Source organism: Pseudomonas sp. Sample_21 (genome assembly GCF_004307525.1).
GTDB classification, from domain to species: domain Bacteria; phylum Pseudomonadota; class Gammaproteobacteria; order Pseudomonadales; family Pseudomonadaceae; genus Aquipseudomonas; species Aquipseudomonas atacamensis.
The window spans coordinates 1-4,052 of sequence record NZ_RCNZ01000041.1 but is presented as its reverse complement, the minus strand read 5'-3'; the positions used below and the strand labels follow the sequence as shown (position 1 = coordinate 4,052).

Sequence of the window (4,052 nt, the reverse complement as noted above, 5' to 3'; positions counted from 1 at the left end):
CCTCACCCCAGCCCTCTCCCCCAAGGGGGCGAGGGGGAAAGGGAGCCGATCTTCAAGCTTTTCAAGATTTGAGTTCGACTCGGAATATCAGGTCGGCTTCAATTGTCGAAGCAACCCGATCAGTCCCCTCTCCCTCTGGGAGAGGGTTAGGGTGAGGGGCTTTTGATCTTTCCGGCGCTTAGAAGTCGATCGTCCCCGACAACTTCGCCACTCGCGGTTCGCCCTGGGTCAGGTAGCCGCCCTGAGCCGATTCCCAGTACTTCTTGTTCGCCACGTTCTCGACGCCGAACCGCACGGTCACGTCCTTCTCCGACACCTTGAACGCATAGCGCGCGCCCGCGTCGAAGCGGTTCCACGTCGGCAGGCTGAGGTTGTTCGCCGCGTCGGCGTATTGCCCGCCGGTGCGCAGCATCCGCGCGTTCAGCGCAACGCCTTGCAGGCCCGGCACGTCCCAATCCACGCCAGCGTTGAACTGGAAGGTCGGCACGCCGATGGCGCGGTTACCGTCGTTGGCGCCGTTGAGGGTGTTTTTCAGTTCGGTGTCCATCAGGGTCAGGCCGCTGATCAGGCGCAGGCCGTCGATCGGCTCGCCGAAGACGTTCATCTCCACGCCTTTGTTGATCTGCTCGCCTTCGCGCACGTAGGTGCAGGTGGTGGCGCTGTTGATTTCGCAGTAGCCGTCGCTTGGCTGTTCGATGCGATAAACACCGAGGCTCGCGCCATAGGTGCCCATGTCGACTTTCACGCCCAGTTCGGTCTGCTTGGAGCGTTTCGGTGCGTAGACTTCGTTGCCGTTGGTGACGCGGAAACCGCCGGAGCTGGTCGGCGAAGTCGGCCCTTGGGCCAGGCCTTCGATATGGTTGGCGTAGAACGACACATGCTCCCACGGCTTGAACACGATGCCGTACACCGGCGTGGTGATCGACTCGTCGTAGCTCGACGAGCGCGGGCCGCTGCCGTAGCTGGCGTAGCTGTAACCCTGCACCACCAGTTGCTGACGACGCAGACCGGCGGTGACCAGCAGGCGATCATCGAAGAACCCGAGGGTGTCGGAAATCGCCACGCTGCGGTTGAAGGTCTTGCCAACGATGCCTGGATCGTTGAGATCGCCACCGGCGAAGTTGCCGACCGGCGCTGGGGTAGTGATCGGGTGATAGATGTTGTTCGAGTAGCGGGTCAGGTCGAAGTCATAGGCACTGCGCTGCTCGGCCCAGATCCCGGTCAGGCCGAAATTCAGCTTGTGGCTGACCGGGCCGGTGTTGAATTTGCCGTTGAGGCCGGCCATGACGCTGGTGTTGTCCTCGTCATGGGGCACGAACGAGCCGGTGGTGAACGATGCGCCGTTGTTGCCGACCAGCGTGGTCGAGTTGTAGCGGCCGACTTCACGGGTGTGCTTGGCGCCACCGGCGGCGTAGGCGGTCCAGTTGTCATTGAGGTCGTATTCGGCGCGGAGCATGCCGAAGGTGTCTTCGATGTCGGTGTAACCCCATTTCGGCGCGTAGTTGACGTCCGCCGATGGCGCATCCGGGATGTGCGTGGCGGTGCCGAGGTTGACCGAGCTGCGGCCACCGTTGACGCGTTCCTTCTGATAGGCGAAGTCACCGGACACCCGCAGCGCATCGCCGCGATAATCCAGGCCGATGGCGAACAGTTTCGAGCGCTGGTTCTCGTGATCGATGCCGGTGTCGCCTTCGCGCTGCGACAGGTTGACCCGCGCGCCGAAGCGGTTGTCTTCACCGAAACGCTGGCCGATATCGAAGTGGTGACCGATGCGGCCTTCGCTGTTGATATCGGTGGTGTAACGGCGCAGCGGCACATCGCCCGCGCGTTTGGGTTGCAGGTTGACGCCGCCGCCGATGCCGGAACCGGTCGGGGTTACGCCGTTGATGAAAGCGTTGGGGCCTTTGAACACTTCCACGCGCTCCAGCGCATCGGTGGAAATGATCTGCCGGGGCAACACGCCGTAGAGGCCGTTATAGGAAATATCATCGCCATTGAGCGGCAGGCCGCGAATCATGAAGACCTGCGCCTGGTTGGAGAAGCCCGAGGCCTGGCGCACCGAGGAATCGTTGAGCAGCACATCGGCGACGTTTTCCGCCTGCTGATCCTGGATCAGCTGCTCGGTGTAGGACGCCGCGCTGAACGGCACGTCCATCATGTCCTGATTGCCGAGCACGCCCAACTGGCCGCCGCGCGCAACCTGACCGCCAGCGTAGACCGGGGGCAGGGCGTTGGGCGCAGGCGCCTGGGCATTGACGTTGACGTCGTCGAGCAACAGCGCTTTGCTGTTGTCTTCAGCGGCGTGGGCGGTAACGGTCAGGGAGCACAGCAGGGCAAGCAAAGTCGGGCGAAATGGAGCGCCGAGTCGAGCTGAAGCGGGCATGTCGGATACCTGGAGGCGAACGGCCAATGAAAAAATAAGGGCGGCGCGGAACTCCTTGCGCTAATGCGACTCCAGGCGCGAATGATAGGGTTTCGCAGTAACGTTTTGCAATCAGTTTGTCATCAGCCTTGGAAGCGCTGCCGAAGGCATGGGTCGCGATCGGACGATCTTTTGATTTTGTCTTTTAAAACAAGATCAAAAGATCGCAGCCTGCGGCAGCTCCTACGGGGATTGTGTATCGTGGCCTCGGGTTCACGGATTGGAAAAGTGCATGTACACCTCAAGATTGATCATCGCCCTCGGCGCCGTGCTGCTGCTCGCCGGTTGCGCCAGCCAGCGCAGCAACGAACCGGCGCCGCGCCCGCCGGCTGAAGTGAAGGCTGAAATTGTTCGGCTGTTGCCGGCGAAAACTGCCGACCGTCAGGGTTGGGCCACGGACATCTACGCCGCGTTCGCCGCGCAAGGCATCAACACCACCACGCAGAATCTGTGTTCGGTACTGGCCGTGGCCGAGCAGGAATCGACTTTCCAGGCTGACCCGACGGTGCCCGGCCTGGGCAAGATCGCCCGCGACGAAATCGACCGCCGCGCCGCCAAGGTGCACATCCCCAGCCTGCTGGTCAGCGGCGCTTTGCAAGTGCGCTCGCCCAACGGCAAGACCTACAGCGAACGCCTGAATGCGGCGCGCAGTGAAAGGGAACTGAGCGCGATTTTCGACGACTTCATCGGCATGGTGCCGATGGGCCGCACGCTGTTCGGCGGCTTCAACCCGGTGCACACCGGCGGGCCGATGCAGGTCAGCATCGAATTCGCCGAGGAGCACGCCAAGGATTACCCGTACCCGGTGGACGGCACAATTCGTCGTGAAGTGTTCAGCCGGCGCGGCGGCATGTATTTCGGCATCGCCCATTTGCTCGGTTATCCGGTGAGTTACCGTGAGCCGTTGTATCGTTTCGCCGATTTCAACGCCGGCTGGTACGCCAGTCGCAATGCCGCGTTTCAGAATGCGGTCAGCCGCGCTTCCGGCATCCCGCTGACCCTGGACGGCGACCTGATTCGCTACGACTCGATCATGCCCGGCAGTACCGAACTGGCGGTGCGCACCCTCGCCAAGTCGCTGGGCATGCGCAACCCGACGATTCGCGATCAACTGGAAAAGGGCAAAACCCTGGAATTCGAAGAGACCAAACTCTATCAGCGCGTGTTCGAACTGGCGGAGCGGGCCGAAGGCAAGGCGTTACCGCGCGCGGTATTGCCGGGGATTGTGCTGCAGAGTCCGAAGATCACCCGCAAACTCACTACAGCCTGGTTCGCCAAGCGCGTGGACGAGCGCTACAAGCGCTGCATGGCCAAGGCCGGATAAAACACGCAGACATAAAAAACCCGGCTGCGGGAGCCGGGTTTCTCTGCGGTGTTGCGCTTGCAGTCATGCATCAGGCAACACGGCGTTCGATCAGCCGATCCGAGCCACCTTCGGCAACACGGCGTTCGATCAGACGATCCGAACCACCTTCGGCAACACGGCGTTCGATCAGACGATCCGAGCCACCTTCGGCAACACGGCGTTCGATCAGACGATCCGAACCACCTTCGGCAACACGGCGTTCGATCAGACGATCCGAGCCACCTTCGGCAACACGGCGTTCGATCAGACGATCCGAACCACCTT

General features: G+C 62.0%; 2 protein-coding genes and 1 pseudogene. 1 reads left to right on the top strand and 2 read right to left on the bottom strand.

Going from position 1 to position 4,052, the window contains the following annotated elements; all coding sequences use genetic code 11:
- Nucleotides 1-178: 178 nt before the first annotated feature.
- Nucleotides 179-2,383 carry a TonB-dependent siderophore receptor gene (locus D8U71_RS06045; protein WP_130887384.1) on the bottom strand — a complete coding sequence of 735 codons (2,205 nt, stop codon included), beginning with the start codon at nt 2,381-2,383 and terminating at the stop codon, nt 179-181.
- 271 nt (nt 2,384-2,654) lie between these two features.
- Between D8U71_RS06045 and D8U71_RS06040 the strand changes: the two genes are divergently transcribed.
- Entirely contained in the window at nt 2,655-3,746 is a 1,092-nt protein-coding gene (locus tag D8U71_RS06040) for a DUF1615 domain-containing protein (RefSeq protein ID WP_024013497.1), read from the top strand.
- A 70-nt stretch (nt 3,747-3,816) separates the two neighbouring features.
- On the opposite strand, the pseudogene D8U71_RS06035 reads toward D8U71_RS06040, so the two are convergent.
- Nucleotides 3,817-4,052: pseudogene (locus tag D8U71_RS06035) on the bottom strand (phage infection protein); the annotation flags it as partial.